At 73.8% G+C, this 19321-nt stretch carries 18 protein-coding genes; 9 read left to right on the forward strand and 9 right to left on the reverse strand.

The window, feature by feature from the left end:
- Positions 1-127 precede the first annotated feature (127 nt).
- On the forward strand, positions 128-964 hold the full coding sequence (locus AC3ERT_RS03880; protein WP_335981817.1) for a response regulator transcription factor: 837 nt from the start codon (positions 128-130) through the stop codon (positions 962-964).
- Positions 961-2571: a sensor histidine kinase gene (locus tag AC3ERT_RS03885; protein WP_435172668.1), complete on the forward strand. Its 1611-nt coding sequence runs from the start codon at positions 961-963 to the stop codon at positions 2569-2571. The genes AC3ERT_RS03880 and AC3ERT_RS03885 overlap by 4 nt, the downstream gene beginning before the upstream one ends.
- 51 nt (positions 2572-2622) lie before the next feature.
- Here the strand turns inward: AC3ERT_RS03885 and AC3ERT_RS03890 are convergent, their stop codons facing one another.
- The gene (locus tag AC3ERT_RS03890; RefSeq protein WP_435124941.1) at positions 2623-3546 is read right to left on the reverse strand and encodes a LysR family transcriptional regulator; all 924 of its coding nucleotides are present in this window, start codon (positions 3544-3546) and stop codon (positions 2623-2625) included.
- 132 nt (positions 3547-3678) lie between these two features.
- Between AC3ERT_RS03890 and AC3ERT_RS03895 the strand changes: the two genes are divergently transcribed.
- The 5 genes from AC3ERT_RS03895 to AC3ERT_RS03915 all read left to right on the forward strand — a co-directional run bounded on the left by AC3ERT_RS03895 (position 3679) and on the right by AC3ERT_RS03915 (position 9306).
- The gene (locus AC3ERT_RS03895; protein ID WP_335981812.1) at positions 3679-4440 is read left to right on the forward strand and encodes an SDR family oxidoreductase; all 762 of its coding nucleotides are present in this window, start codon (positions 3679-3681) and stop codon (positions 4438-4440) included.
- A gap of 63 nt (positions 4441-4503) precedes the next feature.
- Positions 4504-5397 (forward strand): SDR family oxidoreductase, encoded by an 894-nt coding sequence (locus AC3ERT_RS03900; RefSeq protein WP_435124938.1) that lies wholly within the window; start codon positions 4504-4506, stop codon positions 5395-5397.
- An 85-nt stretch (positions 5398-5482) separates the two neighbouring features.
- Entirely contained in the window at positions 5483-6403 is a 921-nt protein-coding gene (locus tag AC3ERT_RS03905; RefSeq protein WP_435172670.1) for an alpha/beta hydrolase, read from the forward strand.
- 66 nt (positions 6404-6469) lie between these two features.
- A complete protein-coding gene (locus AC3ERT_RS03910; protein WP_435172672.1) occupies positions 6470-6862 on the forward strand; it encodes a hypothetical protein in 393 nt (130 codons plus the stop codon).
- Entirely contained in the window at positions 6862-9306 is a 2445-nt protein-coding gene (locus AC3ERT_RS03915; RefSeq protein ID WP_435172674.1) for a DUF4132 domain-containing protein, read from the forward strand. The genes AC3ERT_RS03910 and AC3ERT_RS03915 overlap by 1 nt, the downstream gene beginning before the upstream one ends.
- A 55-nt stretch (positions 9307-9361) precedes the next feature.
- On the opposite strand, the gene AC3ERT_RS03920 is transcribed toward AC3ERT_RS03915, so the two are convergent.
- The 5 genes from AC3ERT_RS03920 to AC3ERT_RS03940 all read right to left on the reverse strand — a co-directional run bounded on the left by AC3ERT_RS03920 (position 9362) and on the right by AC3ERT_RS03940 (position 13532).
- Positions 9362-10135 carry a succinate dehydrogenase iron-sulfur subunit gene (locus AC3ERT_RS03920; protein ID WP_335981804.1) on the reverse strand — a complete coding sequence of 258 codons (774 nt, stop codon included), beginning with the start codon at positions 10133-10135 and terminating at the stop codon, positions 9362-9364.
- Positions 10135-11889, reverse strand: coding sequence for a succinate dehydrogenase flavoprotein subunit (gene sdhA / locus AC3ERT_RS03925; RefSeq protein WP_335981803.1), 1755 nt, complete (start codon positions 11887-11889; stop codon positions 10135-10137). The genes AC3ERT_RS03920 and sdhA overlap by 1 nt, the downstream gene beginning before the upstream one ends.
- A 23-nt stretch (positions 11890-11912) precedes the next feature.
- Complete coding sequence (locus AC3ERT_RS03930; RefSeq protein WP_335981802.1) at positions 11913-12395, reverse strand: succinate dehydrogenase hydrophobic membrane anchor subunit; 483 nt, start codon at positions 12393-12395, stop codon at positions 11913-11915.
- Between the two features lie 6 nt (positions 12396-12401).
- Positions 12402-12782 (reverse strand): succinate dehydrogenase, cytochrome b556 subunit, encoded by a 381-nt coding sequence (sdhC, locus tag AC3ERT_RS03935; RefSeq protein WP_335981801.1) that lies wholly within the window; start codon positions 12780-12782, stop codon positions 12402-12404.
- A gap of 159 nt (positions 12783-12941) precedes the next feature.
- A complete protein-coding gene (locus tag AC3ERT_RS03940; RefSeq protein ID WP_435124926.1) occupies positions 12942-13532 on the reverse strand; it encodes a 2-oxo-4-hydroxy-4-carboxy-5-ureidoimidazoline decarboxylase in 591 nt (196 codons plus the stop codon).
- Between the two features lie 279 nt (positions 13533-13811).
- Between AC3ERT_RS03940 and AC3ERT_RS03945 the strand changes: the two genes are divergently transcribed.
- Positions 13812-14624 (forward strand): RNA polymerase sigma factor, encoded by an 813-nt coding sequence (locus AC3ERT_RS03945; protein WP_435124924.1) that lies wholly within the window; start codon positions 13812-13814, stop codon positions 14622-14624.
- Between the two features lie 253 nt (positions 14625-14877).
- Positions 14878-15822: a hypothetical protein gene (locus tag AC3ERT_RS03950; protein WP_435172675.1), complete on the forward strand. Its 945-nt coding sequence runs from the start codon at positions 14878-14880 to the stop codon at positions 15820-15822.
- Between the two features lie 277 nt (positions 15823-16099).
- On the opposite strand, the gene AC3ERT_RS03955 is transcribed toward AC3ERT_RS03950, so the two are convergent.
- The 3 genes from AC3ERT_RS03955 to AC3ERT_RS03965 form a co-directional block, all read right to left on the reverse strand.
- Complete coding sequence (locus AC3ERT_RS03955) at positions 16100-16789, reverse strand: TetR/AcrR family transcriptional regulator (RefSeq protein ID WP_435172676.1); 690 nt, start codon at positions 16787-16789, stop codon at positions 16100-16102.
- Between the two features lie 109 nt (positions 16790-16898).
- The gene (locus AC3ERT_RS03960) at positions 16899-18275 is read right to left on the reverse strand and encodes a polysialyltransferase family glycosyltransferase (RefSeq protein WP_435124918.1); all 1377 of its coding nucleotides are present in this window, start codon (positions 18273-18275) and stop codon (positions 16899-16901) included.
- A complete protein-coding gene (locus AC3ERT_RS03965) occupies positions 18275-19312 on the reverse strand; it encodes a glycosyltransferase family 2 protein (RefSeq protein ID WP_335981789.1) in 1038 nt (345 codons plus the stop codon). The genes AC3ERT_RS03960 and AC3ERT_RS03965 overlap by 1 nt, the downstream gene beginning before the upstream one ends.
- Positions 19313-19321: the final 9 nt, after the last annotated feature.

Consider the following 19321-nt stretch of genomic DNA (forward strand, 5'->3'; position numbering starts at 1 on the left):
CCCGGCGCACCCCGCCCTCCCAGCGTCCGCGGCCGCACACCGCACCACCAAGCCGAACCGCGTTCTCTCAAGGAACTCCAAAGTTCGGTGCCGCCAACCGCCGTCGCGGCCACGGATACTGAGGGGCATGGACGCCACGGTGCTCATCGTCGAGGACGAACCCGGTATCGCCGACATCCTGCGGATCACCCTGAAATACAACGGATTCACCGTATATGAGGCGGCGACCGGCCGGCAGGCGCTCGCCGCCGCCCGGGAGCACCGGCCCGACCTGGTGCTGCTCGACGTGATGCTGCCCGACGGCAACGGCTTCGAGGTCTGCCGCACGCTGCGCCGCGAGCACGCCGCCGGGAGCGGCGAGGCGGCCGGCGGGCAGCCCGACGGCCCCGCGGTCATCTTCGTCACCGCCCGCGACGCGCCGCGCGACGTGGTGGCCGGACTCGCCCTCGGCGGCGACGACTACATCACCAAGCCCTTCGGGGTCGACGAGGTGGTGGCCCGGGTGCACGCGGTGCTGCGCCGCACCCGGCGCCGCGACCCGCTGCCCGCCGCGCGGGTGCTGCGCCACGGCAACCTGGAACTCGACGAGGCGGCCCACACCGTGCGCCGCGCCGGACAGCCGGTCGAACTCACCCCCACCGAGTACAACCTGCTGCGGCACCTGCTGCGCAACGCCGGCCGCATCCTCACCAGGGAACAACTCCTCCAGCACGTCTGGCGTTACGACTGCGCCGTCTCCTCCTCCACCGTCGTGGAGACCTACATCTCCTACCTGCGGCGGAAGTTGGACCGGCTCGGGCCGCCGCTGATCCAGACCCGGCGCGGGGTGGGCTACGGCATCTTCCCCGGACCCGGGCCGGACGAGGCCGCCGTCCGCCGGGATGCGGCGCAACGCCCCTACGACGAGAGCGAGTTGGACTTCTGCGAGCCGACCGCCCTGCCGCCCGGGGGCGGTCCGGCGTGAGGGGCGCCGCCACCGCCTGGGTGCGCTGCGGCTTCTGGCCGCGCCCGCAGTCCCTGCGCGGCCGGTTCACCATCGCCACCGTGGCCTTCGTCGCCGTCGGGCTGGTGCTCGCCGCGGCCGCGAGCATCGCCGCCACGTACATGGTGCTGATCAACGAGATCGACGACTCGCTGAAGTCGTCGCAGTCGGCGATCGCGCACACCGCCGTCGACGCCCGCGGGCTGCGGCAGCTGTGCACGCTCGCCGACCTGCTGGGCGGCAAGGACGACTCGGTGCTCGCCAAGACCTTCCAGCAGGAACTGCTGGTCGTGCTCGACCCGCAGGGCCGCCCGGGCGCGATGTGCCCGGGCAGCGCGACCCCGGTCGACGGCGAGCAGCGGGCGCTGGCCGCCGCACTGCCCGACCCGCGGCACCTGGCCGGCGCCGGCGCGGTCACCGTGCACGCCCGCGGCAGGTCCTACCGGGTGATCGGCATGCGGCTGGCGGACGGCACCGTCGTGGTCCGCGGCATGCGGCTGAGCGGCGTGTACCACGCGATCGGCGAACTGCTCGTCGTGGAGGGCTGCGTGGGCGCGGTGCTGCTGGTGCTGCTCGCCGTCGGCTCGCTCACCGCCGCCCGGCGCCGGCTCAGGCCGCTGGAGGCCATCGTGGAGACCGCGGCCGCCATATCGGAGGGCGACCTGTCCCGGCGGGTGCCCGAGCCGACCGCGCGGCACGGCTGCGAGGAGGTGGAGCAGCTCAGCGGCTCGCTCAACGCGATGCTCCAGCAGATCGAGACCGCGCTCACCGAAAGCGACCGCGCCACCGCCCAGTTGCGGCAGTTCCTCGCCGACGCCTCGCACGAACTGCGCACCCCGCTGGCGTCCGTACGCGGCTACCTCCAGCTCTACGAGAAGGGCATGCTCGACGCCGACGAGCAGGACCGGGCGCTGCGCCGGGTGTCGGCCGAGGCGCTGCGGATGAGCCGCCTGGTCGACGAACTCCTCGCGCTGGCCCGGCTGGACGACCGCCCCGCCCTGCGGTTCGGCCCGGTCGACCTCGCCTGCCTGGCCCGCGAGGCCGCCGCCGATCTGGCCGCGCAGCAGCCCGGGCGGCCGGTGACGGTCCTGGTGCCGGGCCGGGGAGCGGCCGGTGCGGGGGAGGCGTATGGCGGGGCGAAGCCCGACGGCGAGGGGGCGGCGTACGGCGAGGGGGCCGGCGCGGCCGGGGGCGGGGAGGGTGCCGAGGACCTGCCCGCGGTCCTCGGCGACGAGGCCGGGCTGCGCCAGATCGTCGGCAACCTGCTGGACAACGTCCGCGTGCACACCCCCGCCGGGGTCCCGGTCACCGTGGAGGTCGCCGCGCACGGCGAGGGCGAGGTACGGCTGTCGGTGACCGACCGCGGCCCGGGGCTCGCCCCCGAGGACGCCCGCCGCGTCTTCGACCGCTTCTTCCGGGCCGCGCCCGACCGGGCCCGCGACACCGGGGGCGCGGGCCTGGGGATGTCCATCGTGCAGGCGCTGGTGCAGGCCCACCACGGCCGCGTCGGCGTGGAGAGCGCGCCCGAGGGCGGCCTGACCGTCCATGTGACCCTGCCCGCGGCCGCCGGTCGGCTCACCCCGGTCTGACGGGCCGTTCCCGGACGCGCTGCGCGGGCGGCGCGGGACCAGGGCGCGGGGTCAGAAGTGCTCGGCCGGCTCCGGCAGTTCGGAGGTGACGGTGCGGATGACGTTCCGCAGCCAGCGCTGCCCCAGGTCGCCGTCGAGCCGGGGGTGCCAGGCCATCTGGTAGCCCAGCGGGCGGACTTCCTCGGGGGCGGGCAGGATGCGGACGCCGGGGTCCGGGCGCTGCACCGCCAGCAGCCGCGCGGGCAGGGTGAGGATCAGCCGGGTGCCCGGGACCGAGCGCAGGGCCAGGGAGTGGTAGGGGACGGTCAGCCCGGCCCGGCGGTGCTCGCCGAGGTCTTCCAGGCGCTGCTCGATCGCGGTCTGGCGCTCGCCGAGGGTGCCGACGACGACGTGGGCCGCGTCCAGGTACTCCGCCAGGGCGATCTCCGGGCGTTCGGCGAGCGGATGGTCCGCGGAGAGCACGCACACGAACCGGTCGTCGAGGAGATGCTCGGTGTGCAGGGCGGTGAGCGGCGTCGACCTGGCGAAGAACACCAGGTCGACGACCCCCCGGTCGAGGTCCTCGTAGATGGCGTCGTGCCAGGTGCGGAAGTGCAGGGTGGAGCGCGGCGACTCCCGGAACACCCGCTGGAAGACCGCGGGCGCGAACACCTGCGTGAAGTCGGTGCCCGCGACCCGGAACGCCTCGGCGGCCGAGGCGGGGTCGAACCCCTCCGGAGCGAACAGGCCCTCCAGGCGCGGCAGGACCGCCCGCAGCCGGCGGTGGACGCGCTCGGCCCGCGGGGTGAGCCGGTACCCGCGCGGGGTGCGTACCAGCAGTTCGTCGTCGAGGGTGTCCCGCAGCCGCTGGAGGGCCCGGCTCATCGCGGGCTGGCTCATCCCGGCGACTTCGGCCGCGCGCGAGACGTGCCGCTCCTCCAGCAGTGCGGCGAGGGGGACCAGCAGGTTGAGGTCGACCCGTTCAATATGCACCATTCGAATAATCTACATCTCCATGATGCATTAGACAAATACCAGCACGTGGCGGAGGGTTGATCCCGTCGTCGGGCGACCGCCCGCGAACCCCCGGTGCCAGGTGTCCCCGCGGATGCCGGACAAGGAGCAGCGATGGACCACGCGGTATCGCAGAACGGACCCGGCCGCCCCAGGGTGGCCGTGGTGACCGGCGGCTCGGGCGGCATCGGCGGCGCGGTCGCGCGCCGGCTGGCCGCGGACGGCATGGCCGTCGTCGTCCACTACGCGGGCAGCGCGGCGAAGGCCGAGGCGGTCGTCGAGTCGGTCATCGCCGCCGGCGGCACGGCGGCGGCTCTGCCCGGCGACGTCGCCGAGCCCGCGGAGGCGGCCGCGCTCTTCGACGCCGCGGAGGAACGGTTCGGCGGCGTCGACACGGTCGTCAACACCGCCGGGATCATGCTGCTGGCTCCGCTCGCCGAGATGGAGCTGGAAGCCTTCGACCGTATGCACCGGGTCAACGTCCGGGGGACCTTCGTGGTCTCCCGACTCGCCGCCCGCAGGCTGCGCCCCGGCGGCGCGCTGATCAACTTCTCCACCTCGGTGACCCGGCTCCAGCAACCCGGCTACGGCGGCTACGCGGCGACCAAGGGCGCGGTCGAGGCCATGACCCTGATCCTGGCGCGCGAGCTGCGCGGCCGGGACGTGACCGTCAACGCGGTGGCCCCCGGGCCCACCGCGACGCCGCTCTTCGCCGAGGGCAAGAGCGAGGAGCTGATCGCCCGGATCGCCGCCGCCGCACCCCTGGAGCGGCTCGGCACCCCCGAGGACATCGCCGAGGCCGTCTCCTTCCTGGCCGGCCCCGCCGGCCGCTGGATCAACGGCCAAGTGCTGTTCAGCAACGGCGGCATCGCCTGACCGACGACGCCGCCCCCGCCCACCGACTTTCCTCCCCTCCACCCCCTCCGGCAGGAGACCACCATGTCCACTGTGCTCATCACGGGCGCCGCCACCGGTATCGGCAACCTCACCGCCAGGGCCCTGGCCCGGGCCGGCCACCGCGTCCACGCCTCGATGCGCGGCCCCGGGACCCGCAACGCCGCCCCCGCCGCGGAACTGCGCCGGCTCGCCGAGGCCGAACGGCTCGACCTGAAGGTGGTCGAACTCGACGTCACCTCGCAGGAGTCCGCCGACCGCGCGGTGGCGGCCGTGCTGGCGGACGGGGGAGCGCTCGACGTCGTCATCCACAACGCCGGGCACCTGGTCACCGGCTACGTCGAGGCGTTCACCGCGGAGGAGATCGCCCGCCTGGTCGACGTCAACACCCTCGGTGTCCAGCGGCTCAACCGTGCCGCGCTGCCGCACCTGCGCGGACAGGGCAGCGGCACCCTTCTCTACGTGGGCAGCACCATCCCGGTGACCACACCGCCGTTCCTCGGTCCGTACGTGGTCTCGAAGGCGGCGATGGACGCGCTGGCCCTGGTGACCTCCTACGAGGTGGCCCCGCTCGGCATCGAGACGGTGATCGTCATGCCGGGCGCCTTCACCCAGGGCACCGACCACTTCCCCAAGGCCGGACGGCCCGCGGACACCACCGGTGTCGCCGCCGGCTACCAGGCGCTGGACCCGCTGGTCGCCCGCAACGAGCAGGCCACGGAGCGCCTCTTCACCCCGGGCACGCCGGCCGACCCCTCGGCCGTCGCCGAGGAGATCGCCAGGATTCTGTCCCTGCCCTTCGGCGAGCGCCCCTTCCGCAGCGTGGTGGACCTGACCAACTCGCAAGTCGAACAGGCCAACTCCGCCGTGCTGGAGGCGCGCACGGACTTCGTGCGGCGCATGGGATTCGAGGAGGTCCTGCACGTCGCCCGGGTGTAGGCGGCCCCGCGCCCGTGTTCCGTACCTGCTCCCGTTACCTGGTCCGTCACCGATCACCTCGCCTTCCCTGACGAATGGACACGACATGACCCGCAGTCAACTGGACGCCGTCAGTGACCTGTTGCTGAACTCGCCGCTGGACCTGGGCGGCGACGTGGCCACGATGCGCCGCGTCTTCGAGGAGGTGCTCGGCGCCGGGCCGCTGCCCGGCGACGTCCGCACCCGGAAAACCGACCTGGGCGGGGTGCCCGCCGTCGAGGTGCGGGCGGGCGGCACCGCGGCGGCGGCCGGCACCCTGCTGTACTTCCACGGCGGCGCCTACGCGATCGGCTCCGCCGCCGCGGGCGTCGGCCTGGCCTCCGAGATCGCCCGGCGCACCGCGGCCACCGCCCTGTCCGTCGACTACCGGCTCGCCCCCGAACACCCCTTCCCGGCCGCCGTGGACGACGCGCTGGCCGCCTACCGGACGCTGCTCGCCCGGGGCACCCCGGCCGACTCGATCGCGGTGACCGGCGAGTCGGCCGGCGGCGGCCTCGCCCTCGCCCTGCTGCTGGCGATCCGGGACACGGGGCTGCCGCAGCCCTCGTCCGCGAGCGTCCTGTCGCCGTGGACCGACCTCACCCAGTCCGGCGGCACCATGGCCACCCGGGCCGACGCCGATCCGGCGCTCACCCGCCGGGCCCTGGAGACCCGGGCCGCCGACTACCTCGCCGGAGCAGACCCGCGCACCCCGCTGGCCAGCCCGCTCCACGCCGATCTGCGCGGACTGCCCCCGCTGCTGATCCAGGCCGGCGGCCGGGAGATCCTGCTCGACGACGCCCTGCGGCTCGCCGCGCGGGCCGCCCACGCCGACGTCCCGGTCACCCTGCGGATCTTCCCCGAAGCGCCGCACGTGTTCCAGGGCTTCGCCCCGCTCGTCGACGAGGCGGCCGAGGCCCTCGACCAGATCGCCGCCTTCGTCACCGGCCACCTCCGGCCGTCGACGTGCTCGGCGCAGGGGGCGTAGGACCCCGTCCGCCGGAGCCCCGTACGAGCCGGCTGACTGTCAGTGGGGTCACCTAGGGTGACGGCTATGGCAAGGGTCACATACGTCGACGAGACGACATCTGGTGGACGGGGCGGCTCCTGGGGTCTGGAGATCGCCGAAGAGCGGCTGACCGTGGGCGAGTTGGTCCGCAGACGGGTCTTCCAGGAGGTCGCGGAGCACCACGCGGCCGACGGCGCGCCGTTCCGCGGCCTCGTCCAGCCGGCCGGCACCGCAGCGGCGCCGGACGCCCACCGGTCGGGCACCCCGCGCCGGATCGACCCCGAGCAGCAGTACGCGCTGGCCCGGGAGGCGTTCGGGCGCAACGGCTTCCTGGTGCTCGTCGGGGACCGCCAGGTCCAGGAGTGGGACGAAGAGGTCGACCTGCCCCCGGGCACCGAAGTGGTCTTCCTCAAGCTCGTGCCGCTGGTGGGTGGCTGATGAACGACTTCGAGGAACTCCTGACCGTCTGCCGGCAGCACCTGGCCGCGCGGGACATCGAGGCGCTGGCGGACCCGCTGGCGTGCGTGGCCGGGAAGATCGGCGGATACCACCGGGGCGGTGGACTCTTCGCACAGGTCGAGGAGCTGCCCGAGGCGGACCGGCGCCGGCTGCTCGACCTGCTGACCGCCCGGCACCTGGCCGGCGAGGACAACCAACCGTTCCTCGACGGGCTGTTCAAGCTGGTGCTCCGGCTGGCCCGCGGTCTCGGCGACGACGCGCTGACCGCGACCCGCGCCGGGCACTTCGACCGCTACGCCGCCCTGCACAGCGTCGCGATCTTCGACGGGCTCGCCGACCTGGTCGAGGACGAGCGCGCCGCCGGCCGCCCCGTACCCGCCGACGTCGTCGCCGTCGTCCGCCGCACCGCCCTGACCGCCTACACCCCCGGGCGGATGGCCGGGCTGGCGGCGGTCCTCACCGAACCCGCCCTGGACGTCGGCGAGGCGTGGTCGGACACCGCGCTCGCCGACGCCGCCGAACTCGGCCCGCCCTGGAGCGCGTTGCTGCGCCACGCCGCCACCGCCACCGCCGCCCGGCCCACCGCCGGGTGGAACGCGCAGGGCAGCGCGCTGCTGGACCGGCTCGGCGCGGACACCGCCCGGACCCGCATCACCGGCTGGCTCGCGCTCGTCGGCCGCCCCCGCACCCTGCCGTACCGGGGGCGCGGATACGCCCAGGTCGCGCAGGACGACCTCTACGACCCCTACAACGCGAACGCGCTGCGCGGCCTGGCCTGGCTGCTGGCGCTGCTGCCGCCGCACCCGGACACCGCCCGCGCGCTCGGCCGGCTGGTCGAGACGTCGCTGCGCAAGGTGCCCGGCATCGGCCCGCGCCACCCCAAGGTCGCCAACGCCGCCGTGCTGGCGCTGTCCCGGATCGAGGACGAGGCCGCCCTCGCCGAACTCGCCCGGCTCGCCGCCCGCGTCACCTTCAAGGGCACCCTCAAGCAGCTCGACACCGCCCTCGGGGCGCGGGCCGCCGCGCTCGGCATGAGCCGCGAGGAGGTCGAGGAACTCGCCGTGCCCGCCTACGGGTTGACCGAGGTCGGCCGGCTGCCGCACGAACACGGCGAGTTGGCGGTGACCGGCGGCAAGGCGGTGCTGACCTGGCGCACCCCCGCGGGCAAGGCGGTCAAGAGCCCGCCCGCCGCACTCAAGCGCGAACAGCCCGAGCTGATCACGGAGTTGAAGGCCGCCGCGAAGGACATCGACAAGATGCTCCGCGCCCAGACCGAACGGCTGGACCGGCAGTTCCTGGCCCGCCGCACCTGGCCCTACGCCGCGTGGCGCGCCCGCTACCTCGACCACCCGCTGCTCGGCACCCTCGCCCGACGCCTGCTGTGGACGGTCGACGGCCGCGCCTGCGGCTGGGCGCGGGGCGCGCTGCGGACCCTCACGGACGAGGAGCTGGGGACGGTCGCGGAGGACGCCGCCGTCGAGCTGTGGCACCCGGTGGGCCAGGAGCCCGCCGAGGTCGCCGGCTGGCGGGACTGGCTGGAGCGGCACGCGGTCACCCAGCCGTTCAAGCAGGCCCACCGCGAGGTGTATCCGCTCACCGACGCCGAGCGGGCCACGGGGACGTACTCCAACCGGTTCGCCGGGCATGTGCTGCGGCAGTACCCGTTCCACGCGCTGGCCGCGGTCCGCGGCTGGCGCGACCCGCTGCGGCTGGCGGTCGACGACGACTTCCCGCCCGCGACCCGCGAACTGCCGCGGTGGGGGCTGCGGGCCGAGTACTGGGTCGAGGGCGTGGAGGAGGACGTCTCGGAGTCCGGGGCCTTCGTGTGGCTGGCCACCGACCAGGTGCGCTTCTACCGCGCCGGTGCGGCGGAGAACGTCGCGCACGCCCACGTCGGCCGGTACGGACCGGTGCGGGGGCAGGAGCCCGCCGAGCCGGTGCCGCTGGCGGAGGTCCCCCCGCTGGTGCTCAGCGAGGTGCTTCGCGACGTGGACCTCTTCGTCGGGGTGGCCAGCGTCGGCAACGACCCGGAGTGGCAGGACGGCGGCCCCGAGGGCCGCTTCCGGACCTACTGGCAGAGCTACGGCTTCGGCGAGCTGTCGCAGACCGCCCTCGCCCGCCGCGACCTGCTCGCCCGGCTGGTGCCCCGCCTGGCGATCGCCGAGCGGTGCAGCGTGGAGGGCCGCTTCCTGCACGTACGCGGCGACCGGCACACGTACAAGATCCACCTCGGCTCCGGGAACATCCTGCGGACGCCCGACGGCCGCTACCTGTGCATCGTGCCCAAGGCCGCGCCCGGCACCCCGGCGGTCGGCTACCTGCCCTTCGAGGGCGACCGCACCCTCGCGATCGTCCTCAGCAAGGCGATGATGCTCGCCCGGGACACGGAGATCACCGACCCGGCGGTCCTGAGCCAGCTGTGAAAGCGGTCGGCCCCGCTGCCACGGGGGAAGCGGGGCCGAACGCGCGTCAAGAGGATCAGAAGCGGCGCGTGATCAGGGCGCGCTTGACTTCCTGGATCGCCTTGGTGACCTCGATGCCGCGCGGGCAGGCGTCCGTGCAGTTGAAGGTGGTGCGGCAGCGCCAGACCCCGTCCTTGTCGTTGAGGATCTCCAGGCGCTGCTCACCGCCCTCGTCGCGGGAGTCGAAGATGAACCGGTGCGCGTTGACGATCGCGGCCGGCCCGAAGTACTGCCCGTCGTTCCAGAACACCGGGCAGGACGACGTGCACGCCGCGCACAGGATGCACTTGGTGGTGTCGTCGAACCGCGCCCGGTCCTCGGCGGACTGCAACCGCTCGCGGGTCGGCTCGTTGCCGGTGGTGACCAGGAAGGGCATCACGTCGCGGTACGCCTGGAAGAACGGCTCCATGTCGACGACGAGGTCCTTCAGGACCGTCATGCCCTTGATCGCCTCGATGGTGATCGGCTTCTCCGGGCTGATGTCCTTGATCAGCGTCTTGCACGCCAGCCGGTTCTTGCCGTTGATCCGCATCGCGTCGGACCCGCACACGCCGTGCGCGCAGGACCGGCGGAAGGTCAGCGAGCCGTCGATCTCCCACTTGACCTTGTGCAGCGCGTCCAGCACGCGCTCCTTGGGGTCGACCTGGATCTGGTAGTCGACCCACTCGGACTCCGCGGAGACCTCGGGGTTGAAGCGGCGCACCCGCAGGGTGATCGGGATCAGGTGCGATCCGGTGACCTCGGCCGCGTCCAGGGCCGCCGAGTGCTTGTCGATCGTCGGGGTGCTCATCAGTACTTACGCTCCATCGGCTGGTAGCGGGTCTGCACGACCGGCTTGTAGTCGAGGCGGATCGACTCGGTGCCGTTCGCGTCCACCTCGCGGTACGCCATCGTGTGCCGCATGAAGTTGACGTCGTCGCGGTTGGGGAAGTCCTCGCGGTAGTGGCCGCCGCGGGACTCCTTGCGGGCCAGCGCGGAGACCGCCATCACCTCGGCCAGGTCGAGCAGGTTGCCCAGCTCGACGGCCTCCAGCAGGTCGGTGTTGAACCGCTTGCCCTTGTCCTGGATCGAGACGTTGAGGTAGCGCTCGCGCAGCTCGGCGATCTTCTCCACCGCCGTCTTGATGGTCTGCTCGGTGCGGAAGACCATCACGTTGGCGTCCATGCACTCCTGGAGTTCCAGGCGCAGTGTGGCCACCCGCTCGTTGCCGGTGGACGCGCGCAGCCGCTCGACCTGCGCCTCGACCTGCTCGGCCGGGTTCTCCGGCAGCGGCACCAGGTCGTTGGCGTGGGCGTACTCCGCGGCGGCGATGCCGGAGCGGCGGCCGAAGACGTTGATGTCCAGCAGCGAGTTGGTGCCCAGCCGGTTCGCGCCGTGCACGGAGACGCAGGCGACCTCGCCGGCCGCGTACAGGCCCGGCACCACCGTGGTGTTGTCGGAGAGCACCTCGCCGTGCACGTTGGTGGGGATGCCGCCCATCGCGTAGTGCGCGGTGGGCTGGATCGGGATCGGGTCGGTGTACGGCTCGATGCCCAGGTAGGTGCGGGCGAACTCGGTGATGTCCGGCAGCTTCGCGTCCAGCTGCTCCGGCGGCAGGTGGGTCAGGTCGAGGTAGACGTGGTCGCCCTCGGGGCCGCAGCCGCGGCCCTCGCGGATCTCGGTGTAGATCGCGCGGGAGACGACGTCGCGCGAGGCGAGGTCCTTCATGACGGGCGCGTACTTCTCCATGAAGCGCTCGCCGTCCTTGTTGCGGAGGATGCCGCCCTCGCCGCGGGCGCCCTCGGTGAGCAGGATGCCCATCCGCCAGATGCCCGTCGGGTGGAACTGGAAGAACTCCATGTCCTCCAGCGGCAGTCCGCGCCGGTAGACGGCGGCCTGGCCGTCACCGGTGAGGGTGTGCGCGTTGGACGTCACCTTGAAGAACTTGCCGGTGCCGCCGGACGCGTAGATCACGGCCTTCGCCTGGAAGACGTGGATCTCGCCGGTGGCCAGCTCGTAGGCGACCACGCCGGCGGACCGCTTGACGCCGTCGACCTCGGTGAGCAGCTGGTCCAGGACGTAGAACTCGTTGAAGAACTCCACGCCCTCCTTGACGCAGTTCTGGTACAGCGTCTGGAGGATCATGTGGCCGGTGCGGTCCGCGGCGTAGCAGGCGCGGCGCACCGCGGCCTCGCCGTGGTTGCGGGTGTGGCCGCCGAAGCGGCGCTGGTCGATCCGGCCCTCGGGCGTCCGGTTGAACGGCAGGCCCATCTTCTCCAGGTCGAGGACCGCGTCGACGGCCTCCTTCGCCAGGATCTCGGCGGCGTCCTGGTCGACCAGGTAGTCACCGCCCTTGATCGTGTCGAAGGTGTGCCACTCCCAGTTGTCCTCCTCGACGTTGGCCAGGGCGGCGGCCATGCCGCCCTGGGCCGCGCCGGTGTGGGACCGGGTCGGGTAGAGCTTGGTCAGGACGGCGGTGCGGCTGCGCTTGGTCGCCTCGATGGCGGCGCGCATACCGGCGCCGCCCGCGCCGACGATGACGGTGTCGTACGTGTGGAATTGCATGGGGGTCGCTTCCCTGCCCTGGCCTAGCGGATGTTCGGGTCGAAGGTGAAGATCACCAGCGACCCGAGCACGATGGTGAACGCCACGGCCGTGAACAGAATCGTCTTCAGCCAGACGCGGGTGTTCGGCTGCTCGGCGTAGTCGTTGATGACCGTGCGCAGGCCGTTGCCGCCGTGCAGCATCGCCAGCCACAGCATGGCCAGGTCCCAGAACTGCCAGAACGGCGAGGCCCAGCGGCCGGCGACGAACGCGAAGCCGACCTTGGTGACACCGCCGTCCAGCACCAGCTGGATGAGCAGGTGGCCGATGACCAGCACCACGAGCACCACGCCGGACAGCCGCATGAACAGCCAGCCGTACAGCTCGAAGTTGGTGCGGCCGCGGCGCGGGGTGCGCTTGGTCCGGGCCCGCGGCGGCTCGATCAGCGGCGCCGGGTTCTCGGGGCTGTAGGAGACGCTGGAGCCGGTCAGCTCGACGGCGTCCTTGGGGGAGACTTCAGTGGCCATGGGACGTCAGCTCCCGAAGAGGACTCGGGCGGCGTGGCCGAGTACCGGGTAGATCGCGCCGATCATCAGGACGACCCACAGGCCCATCACCGTCCAGAACATCTGCTTCTGGTAGCGGGGGCCCTGGGTCCAGTAGTCGACGGCGATGATCCGCAGACCGTTCAGCGCGTGGAAGAGGATCGCGGCCACCAGGCCGTACTCCAGCAGGCTGACGATGGGGGTCTTGTAGGTCGCCACGACCTTGTCGTAGTCCTCGGGGGAGACGCGCACGAGCGCGGTGTCGAGGACATGGACGAACAGGAAGAAGAAGATGAGGACACCGGTGACTCGATGAGCCACCCACGACCACATGCCTTCCCGGCCGCGGTAGAGCGTTCCTGCCGGCACGGAAAAAACCCTCCGGAAGCGGGACGAGGGCTGCCGGCTTCTTGTCGGTCACGCCCGGCCGGGTACGGTCCACCGGCCCCGGCCATCGTAGCGACGCGATCTGTGCAGGATGCTGCGGGGTCGTGCTTGTGTGATCGATCCCGCACGGTCGGGTGAACGCTACGGCCGGTGAGCGTGCGCGAGGGCACGGCGGCGGGGCCCGTCGCCGCGGGTGGCGAGGCGGGCGAGCCGGGCGCGGGCGATACGGCGCAACTGCTCGGCGGTGACGGCCGACTCGTGGTCCTCGTCGTGGTCGAGGCGGGTGCGCAGGCCGGCCATGGCCTGGTCCAGGGCGACGGCCGGGTCGGCGGTGTCCAGCGCGATGACGAAGACATGGCCGAACTTCGCCTCGTAGGCGGCGTGGGCGGCGCGCAGCGCGGTGTGCACCGCGAGGTTGCCGCGGTCCGGCAGCGGGGTGGTGTCCTCCTGCTGGAGTGCCTCGGCGAGGTCGGCGGGCGCGAGGTCGTACGCGGCCTCGTCCGCGGCGGCGAGCAGTGACTCCAGCGTCGGGTAGGGGCGGTGGGCGGTCATCCGGCGGGCCCAGCGGTGGGAACCGCAGCAGGTGAGCAGGGTTGCTTCGGCGTCGGCCGCGGGCGCGCGGTTGAGCAGGCGCAGTCCCTCGGGCGGCGTGTCGCTGGACAGCGGGGCTCCTGGGTCGCGGGGCGGGCGCGCCGGAAGCGGGCGCGCGGCTGGGCGCAGTACGGGGGGCACGGCAACTGTAGACGCCGCCCCGGCCCGATCGGTTGGGCGGATCGGTGAATTCACCCGTACGGGCTGTGGACACCGGGCGGAACCGGGCGTGTCGCGGGCGGTCCGGCGCGGTGACGAGGGCGGTGTCGAGGGCCGAGGCGCGGGCGGAGGAGCGCGGTGGGCACGGCCGGAGCGGCGTGAAGACGGCCGGGGTCCGCCTCCCCCCACAGGAGCGTCCCCGGCCGCCGAGTTGTAAGGCGTATGACCGTAAGAAAGTGTCACCGGCCGGAATGCGGCAGGATGGTGCCCGTTCGCGGGGGACCAAGGGGGTCGAGGGGGCGGGACCGGACAGTGGATCTGGAGACCGCGGTGAACGCGGCGCAAGGCGGTGACGAGACCGCGTTCAGGGTGCTGTACCGCGCGGTACAGCCGCAGTTGCTGCGGTACGTGCGCAGCCTGGTCGGGCCGGGCGACGCGGAGGACGTCGCCTCGGAGGCGTGGTTGCAGATCGCCCGGGACCTGCCGAGCTTCCGCGGTGGCGGGACCGGTATCAAAGGCTGGGCGGCGCGGATCGCCCGGAACCGGGCGCTGGACCACATCCGGGCGCGCAGCCGCCGCCCGGTGGCCGGGGCCGGTGTGGACGAGCTCGTCGCGCTGCCCGGACGGGCCGACACCGCCGGGGAGGCGCTGGAGTCGGTGGCCACCGACCGGGCGCTGGCGGCGATAGCGGCGCTGCCGCGCGAGCAGGCCGAGGCGGTGCTGCTGCGCGTGGTGATGGGGCTGGACTCCACCAGCGCCGCGCAGGTGCTGGGCCGGCGCGCCGGATCGGTGCGGATGGCCACGCACCGGGGGCTGCGGCGGCTGGCCGAGCAGCTGTCGGCCGAGCCGTCGGCGGCGGAGCGGGAACCGGGGGAATCGGGGGAGTCGAAACCCGCGGAGCGGGCAGCCGGGGAACGGATGGCCGGGGAGCGGGCGTCCGAGGAACGGGTGCCCGGTGCTTCCGGTGGGCGGGAGGATGAGGGCGCGCCGGGCGGGGCGGCGCAGGGGGGATCGGCGGTGCGGGAGGGCACGGCGTACACCGCGCCGCAGGAGCGGTTGGACGTGCGCGGATGAGGCCCGCGGGCGCAGGAGAGGAGCGGTGCCGAGTGGAGTCGACGACCGGGACCGGCGGCGGAGCCGGGGGCGGGGGCGGCGTGGCGGCCGCGTCCGCGGGCGCCGGGCGGCGGGCGGCGCGGTCCGGTCATGCGTTCGATGCCGGTGCCGGTGCCGGTGCCGGTGTCGGCTGCGGTGCCGCTGCCCGCGCCTGTGCCGGCTCCGCTTACGGTTTCGGCCCCGGTTCTGGTTCTGGTTCCGGCGAGGGTGCGGCATGAGCGACGACGGACGGACGGCGGGGTTTCCGCACCCGCGGCGGGCCGAGCAGCTGCCCCGCGAGGGGCAGGGCGACGGTGCCGGGGCGCCCTGCGCCGGCGGGCGGTGGCTGACCGGGGAGGCGGCGGAGGAGCTGTTGTCCGGGCGTCAGCTGCCGCTGGCCGACCGCCGGGACGCGGGCGAGGCGCGCCGGCTGGCGATGCTGCTGCGGGCGGCCGCCGCCGAGCACGCGGCGCTCCAGCCGCTCGACCCGGTACGCGAGGAGGAGGCGCTCGCGGCCTTCCGGGCCGCGCGGGTCGCGGCACGGGTCGCGCCGCCGGTCGCGGTCGGGCGGGCCGCGGACGAGTGCTCCGGCGAGGCGGCTGCTGACGACGCGGCCGCCAGGGACACGGCTGCGGACGACGTCGCCGCGGGCGACGCGCTGCCCGAACCCGTCGTGGTCGGCGGCCACACCGCCCTCCCGCCGTGGTCCGCGCGCCTGGTGCGGGCGCGGCGCGCACGGCGGGTACGGCAGGGGCGGTCCACCCGGATCGCGCTCGCCGCGGCCGCGTCCGTGGTCGCGCTGGGCGGTGTCGCGCTCGGCGTGGCGGCCACCGCGGCCGGCAGCGGCGGGCGCCAGCCGGTGCACCCGGCGGGCAGCAGCGTGCCCGTACCGGCCGCCTCGGACGGGGGCGGGGCCACGGCCGACCCCGGCGGCTCGGGTGTGTCCGGGCGGAACGCGCTGCAACCCGAGGAGTCGCCCGACCCGACGGCTCCGACACCTCCGACACCTCCGACGGCATCGCCTTCCTCCCACGCCGGCACCCTGCCCACCGACGGGCTGTCCTTCCTGCCGCCGGGGGACACCGACGACGACGAGCACGGGGAGGGCGAAGGGACGGTGAACCGCCTGGACCGCGGGCGCCGCCTGGGCTGGGACAAGGGCCGCAGCCTCGGGCACTGAGCCGGTCGCACCCGGCGCCGGGCAGGGGTGGCGAACGGGGTGGGTGACACTTCCGGGCCCTGTGTCGCCCTTATGTAGTGGGTCGACTGGTCATCGACCCGGTGGACGCCGGCTCTCCCCGTGCCGGTGGCCACGACACAGAGCGCGGCCGGGTGCGTTTTCCCCCTGCCCGGCCGCGCTCGCTCTCCCGCGGCGGGGGCCGCGAGCCACGGGGCGGACAAAGAACAGGGCGGGCGGGGCAGGCCGGAGCAGCGGGTGGCGTACGCGCGGGACGCGGTCAGCGGGTCGCGTACGCCAGGACGCGGTCACCGAGCAGCGACTCGACGCAGTCGAGCAGCGCCAGCGCGTCCTCGGCGACGGTGCCGGGCGGGCGCCCGGCGCGCGAGCGCTCCCCGATCTCCCGGAAGAGCTGCTCCTGCGCCCAGCCGAGCTGGGAGGCCACCAGGCGGGGCATGGGGTCGCCTCCGGCCGCGCCGGTCTCCTCGGCGAGCGTCTCGGCGAGCGCGTCGACCATCTCGCGGTTGGTGGCGTCCAGGCGGGCGGAGAGCGTCGGCTCGGCGCGGACCATCTCCAGGAAGCGGCCGAACCCCTGGGTGAGGCCGACCATGCGGTCCCCGGCCCGCAGCTCCCCGCGCAGCGCGGCGAGCACCGCCCCGGCCGCGGACTGGCCGGGCGCGCGGTCCCGGACCATCTGCACCATCCGCTGCGCGGACGCCTCCTCGGGGTAGAAGACCAGGTCCTCTTTGGAGGGGAAGTAGGTGTAGACGGTGTTCACCGACACCTCGGCGGTGCGGGCCACCTCGGCGATGGTCACCCGGGCGAAGCCGTGTTCGAGGAACAGCCCGGTGGCCACCTCGGCGATGTGCCGCCGGGTCTGCCGCCTCTTCTCGTCGCGCAGCCCGGCCGCGAGGATCGCCTCGGCGCGCGTCGGCTGTTCGCGCAGACTCCCACGGGTGATGTCGCTCACTGTTCCATCGTAGGGCAGGGCGTATGAGCTCCCGTGTCCGTTAATCGGGGCACCGCCCGTCTCCGGCCGCCGCACCGGGCCCGCCCGTACCCCTGGCCCCGCACCGCGCTCAGCCGAGCGTCGCCTTCTTCAGCGCGCGGGCGCCGCGCGCCACCTGCCGGACCGCCCGCACCCGCGGCACCAGCGACCGCTTGGGCGGCAGCGCGCCGGGCAGCCCGAGCGAGGTCAGCCGGCGGCGCTTGAAGTACGGCTGCACCCCGGGCCCGAGGTGGGCCGCCAGCCATGCCTCGGCCTCCGCCCGCAGATGCGGGTACGCCTCGGCCTGCATGCAGTACCCGACGGTGTGCAGCAGCGGGGTGAGGTCGGCGGCCACCTGCTCCGGCGAGGGCGGGGTCCAGGCCCGTACGGCGGCCGCGTCGGAGATGTCGGGCAGCAGCGCGTGCACGATGGTCACCGGCACCCGGTTGCTGTTCTGGTAGGGGGCGAGCCGGTCGAGCAGCAGCTTGGTGCCGCTGCGGGCGACGGGGATGCCGTAGAGCGCGGACGCGGTGAGCAGCGCGGTGGAGAAGCAGCCGGCCACCAGGGCCGGGCGGGCGCGCTGGTAGACCACCTCGGCCAGCACCGGGGTGTCCAGCACGGTCAGTTCGGCGCCGAGCGTGCGCGCCTCCTGCCGCAGCGGCTCCAGCCAGTGCGACGGGGCGGTCGGGTGCGGCTTGAAGACCAGCTTGCGGTGGCCGAGGGCGACCGCGCCGCGCACCAGCGACAGGTGCAGCCGCTCCTCCTCCTCGACGCTGAGGATGCCCAGCGCCGACAGGTACTGGCCCAGCAGCAGCGCCGCGTCGCGCGGCAGCGCGTCGACCGGGTCCGCCGGGTCCGCCGCGCCGAAGCCGCGGGTGGCGTCGGCCACTTCGGCGAGCACCTTTGTGAACTCCGCGCTGGGCACCACCCGCGAGGGCACCTGGAACTCGCTGAGCAGCAGCGGCTCCAGACCGGGTACCAGGTCCAGGTGGAGCAGCGCGTCGATCCGGGTGTCCACCAGCAGCCCGAGCTTGTTGCGGGTCGGGCCGTAGGACATCAGGCCGTCGGCGTAGACGGTGATCGGCGCGCCGGTGAAGACCTGCGCGAAGGAGAGCGCGGGCGCGACCTGGAGGGACTCCACCACCAGGTCCAGGTCGTCCTCGCCCAGCTGCCACAGCTGCCGGAAGTACCGCTCCCACATGGGGACTTCGTCGGTGCGCGGGGACCAGCCGCCCGGGTGCAGCGGGCGGATCGCCTCGTTCCAGGACACCACCTTGTCGAAGCGGCCGCGCAGCGGCTCGAAGCCGGGCGCCCGGTCCGGGGCGTCGTGGGTCTCGGGCACGCCCGCGTTGTTGCTGACCACCAGCACCCTGCGGTCGGCGGGCGGCAGCGCACCGGCGTCGACGGCCGCGGCGAGCGTGGCCATCCCGTACAGGGTCGAGGCGAGGAGGAGCTGGGTACGGGCCATCACGCCATCACCGATCCGCTGGTCGCGTTGTCGCGCGCGTCGGCCTCGCCGTCGGCGCCGGGGCCGCCGCTGTCGCCTCTGGCCGCCATCCGCCCGCGCAGCCGGCGGACCCGGGCGCTGCGTTCGTCGTCCATCGAGTCGAGCGCGTCCGCGAGCAACTGCGCGGGCAGCCGGCCCAGCGCGGCGGCGGACAGTGTCTTCAACTGCCGGGCGAGCGCGGGCTCGAACCGGTCGATGTTGTCCAGGTGGTGGGCGATGATCGCGCAGTAGTTGCGGATCGCCTTGGGCAGGAACCGCTCCTCGTCCCGGTCGCCGGCGAGTTCGGCTATGACCTGGTCGAAGGAGCGTACGAAGTCGAGTTGGCGCTCGTCGCCGATCTGGGTCAGTGAGGTGGTCACCCCGCGCCGGTAGTGCACGCCGAGCAGGCCGACCACCGCGCAGGACTTCGCCTCGCGGTGCAGCCGCCAGATCCACGGCCGGTCCTCGGCGGTGCGCAGGTGCTCGGGCATGTGCACCAGGCCCTGTTCGACGATCCGCCGGTGGTAGGCGCCGGCCCAGGAGTAGGGGTAGTCCACCAGCGTGGGCCGGTTGGCCGGCAGGATCGCGGAGCGCGGGTCGATCCGGGCGTTGCGCCGGCCGTGCGGGGCGCGGATCACATTGCGGCTGGTGCCGGTGCACTGCACGTGGTCCGTGCGCAGGAAGTCGACGTCCAAGTCGTCCATGGCGCGCACCAGTTGCGGCAGGTAGCCGGGGGCGAGCCAGTCGTCGCCGTCCATGAACGTCAGGTACTCGCCGCGCGCCGCGTCGATGCCCGCGTTGCGCAGCGCCGCGACCCCGGTGTGGTCCCGGCGGATGATCCGGGCACCGGGCAGCGAACCGACGCCCTCCTCCAGGAGTTGCGGGGTCCGGTCGGTCGACCCGTCGTCCATCAGCAGGAACTCGAAGTCGTCGCGGGCGTTGGCCCGCAGGCTTCTCAGCGCGTCGGGGACGAATGGCTGCACATTGAAAAACGGCACGATGACGGAGAGCTTGACCACCCGATTACT

It is taken from the genome of Actinacidiphila sp. bgisy145 (assembly GCF_057708125.1).

Coding starts and splice junctions, on each gene's coding strand:
- AC3ERT_RS03880 (WP_335981817.1), top strand. CDS start 128: ATGGACGCCACGGTGCTCATCGTCGAGGACGAACCCGGTATCGCCGAC.
- AC3ERT_RS03890 (WP_435124941.1), bottom strand. CDS start 3,546: ATGGTGCATATTGAACGGGTCGACCTCAACCTGCTGGTCCCCCTCGCC.
- AC3ERT_RS03895 (WP_335981812.1), top strand. CDS start 3,679: ATGGACCACGCGGTATCGCAGAACGGACCCGGCCGCCCCAGGGTGGCC.
- AC3ERT_RS03900 (WP_435124938.1), top strand. CDS start 4,504: ATGTCCACTGTGCTCATCACGGGCGCCGCCACCGGTATCGGCAACCTC.
- AC3ERT_RS03905 (WP_435172670.1), top strand. CDS start 5,483: ATGACCCGCAGTCAACTGGACGCCGTCAGTGACCTGTTGCTGAACTCG.
- AC3ERT_RS03910 (WP_435172672.1), top strand. CDS start 6,470: ATGGCAAGGGTCACATACGTCGACGAGACGACATCTGGTGGACGGGGC.
- AC3ERT_RS03915 (WP_435172674.1), top strand. CDS start 6,862: ATGAACGACTTCGAGGAACTCCTGACCGTCTGCCGGCAGCACCTGGCC.
- AC3ERT_RS03920 (WP_335981804.1), bottom strand. CDS start 10,135: ATGAGCACCCCGACGATCGACAAGCACTCGGCGGCCCTGGACGCGGCC.
- sdhA (WP_335981803.1), bottom strand. CDS start 11,889: ATGCAATTCCACACGTACGACACCGTCATCGTCGGCGCGGGCGGCGCC.
- AC3ERT_RS03930 (WP_335981802.1), bottom strand. CDS start 12,395: ATGGCCACTGAAGTCTCCCCCAAGGACGCCGTCGAGCTGACCGGCTCC.
- AC3ERT_RS03945 (WP_435124924.1), top strand. CDS start 13,812: ATGGTGCCCGTTCGCGGGGGACCAAGGGGGTCGAGGGGGCGGGACCGG.
- AC3ERT_RS03950 (WP_435172675.1), top strand. CDS start 14,878: ATGAGCGACGACGGACGGACGGCGGGGTTTCCGCACCCGCGGCGGGCC.
- AC3ERT_RS03960 (WP_435124918.1), bottom strand. CDS start 18,275: ATGGCCCGTACCCAGCTCCTCCTCGCCTCGACCCTGTACGGGATGGCC.